We start from the raw sequence: 1,119 nt of genomic DNA on the forward strand, positions 1-1,119 counted from the left end.
GAGTGATCAGCGCAACCTCTGAACACCGGGGAGGAATGTCTCGATCCAGTCACTAGCGAAGCTCAGTCGGTGACTCAACCGGAGAAATGTCTCGGTGAGGAATGCTTTGAAATGGTCTCGATCCGCGAAGATCTCTGGCGAGATCTCGCGCTTCAGGTCTTTCCATAGTGGTTCGATGGCGTTTAGCGTCGGTGAATATGGCGGGATGAAGACGAACTCGATGTCGAGTTCGTCGGCCCGTTCCTGCGTGAGTTTCGCGTGATGAGAGCCGTAGTTGTCGGCCACGAGCAGAATCCGCCCGACCGGATTCTGCTCGCGGATCTCTTCGAGCGCTTCAACGATCGTCTCCTTGACCAACCGCTCTTTGAACGTGATTACACTCTGGCCAGTCAACGCGTAGAAACCAATCGACCGCCGCGGGAACGTGACCAGCGGCTTCTCGATCGTTACTGTTCGATCAAACGACCACATTCGCTGGGAGTTGTCGAACGGTTGCGGCCACGCTTCATCGAAAGAACCCGAACACGACCGGCTCGGCTTTCTCCTCCTCGTTCTTGGGGTCATCCTCGCCGAGCGCCTGGTCGAGGCGCTCGGCGAGAATCTCGTCTGCATCGTCGGGACGTCGTGGATCCATCGGCCGCGGTTTGGCGTAGTTCATTCCGGCTTCTCGGAGCTTGCGGCTCAAGTGTGCCGGGTGGTACGTGACGTTGTATCGGTCTTCGATAAGCGCGTGAATTTGCTTGGGAGTCCACGGCTGGCCTTCTTCGAGAAGGGCACAGAGTTCGTCCCACTGTTGTGAGGTGAGCTTCGGCGGCCGGCCGCCGCCGAAGCGTGGGCGGAGCCCTTCGACGCCATCATCATTCCATGCCAATGCCCAGCGACGCGTCGTGGATCGGGAGATCCCGACGCGTCGACCTGCTTGCTCGCGGGTGTCTCCCTGATAGAGGTTCTTGATGTAACACAGTCGCCGGACGAGACGGGTCTCGTCTGCCTCCTGAGCCGATTTAATTGCTTGATCGATTTCTTCCTCAGACAGATGCTGCACCAACAAACCACGCTGACTGTTGTTCATCGAGAAAGATACGCTTCCAAAGGGGTCAACGCTTTCGCAGACCACTC

2 protein-coding genes are annotated in these 1,119 nt (G+C 57.8%); both read right to left on the reverse strand.

Annotation, left to right across the window (positions count from 1 at the left end; translation table 11 throughout):
- Nucleotides 1-6: 6 nt before the first annotated feature.
- Nucleotides 7-612 carry an IS630 family transposase gene (locus BW940_RS20975; protein WP_143823988.1) on the reverse strand — a complete coding sequence of 202 codons (606 nt, stop codon included), beginning with the start codon at nt 610-612 and terminating at the stop codon, nt 7-9.
- The gene (locus tag BW940_RS20980; protein WP_159440207.1) at nt 506-1,045 is read right to left on the reverse strand and encodes an IS630 family transposase; all 540 of its coding nucleotides are present in this window, start codon (nt 1,043-1,045) and stop codon (nt 506-508) included. The genes BW940_RS20975 and BW940_RS20980 overlap by 107 nt, the downstream gene beginning before the upstream one ends.
- Nucleotides 1,046-1,119: the final 74 nt, after the last annotated feature.

This window comes from Natronorubrum thiooxidans, from assembly GCF_900156475.1.
Classification (GTDB): domain Archaea; phylum Halobacteriota; class Halobacteria; order Halobacteriales; family Natrialbaceae; genus Natronorubrum; species Natronorubrum thiooxidans.